The 269-nt window shown below is 60.6% G+C and carries 1 protein-coding gene; it reads left to right on the top strand.

What is annotated here, in order from left to right; genetic code table 11:
* Positions 1 to 259, top strand: a 259-nt coding sequence (locus tag OZ10_RS20210; RefSeq protein ID WP_039566913.1) for an integrase core domain-containing protein, incomplete at its 5' end; no start/stop codon positions are given.
* Positions 260 to 269 lie beyond the last annotated feature (10 nt).

The following is a 269-nucleotide window of genomic DNA, read 5'->3' as shown; positions in this document are numbered from 1 at the left end:
TGACCGGGGTGTGCAGCTACGGCTCATCCAGCCGGGCAAACCAAACCAGAACGCCTACGTCGAATCGTTCAACGGCCGGCTGCGCGACGAATGCCTCAACGAGCACTGGCTCCCGACGTTGCTGCATGCGCGCACCGAGATCGAACGCTGGCGAGGCGAATACAACGAGGACCGACCCAAGAAAGCAATTGGCGGCATGACGCCGTCCGCTTATGCCCAACATCTGGCAAACACCGATATCATCAACCCCGGACTCTAAACCCGACCGC

The sequence above is a fragment of the Xanthomonas cannabis pv. cannabis genome (genome assembly GCF_000802365.1).
GTDB classification, from domain to species: domain Bacteria; phylum Pseudomonadota; class Gammaproteobacteria; order Xanthomonadales; family Xanthomonadaceae; genus Xanthomonas; species Xanthomonas cannabis.
The sequence above is the reverse complement of the archived record's forward strand: the minus strand, read 5'-3'. Positions and strand labels throughout refer to the sequence as shown.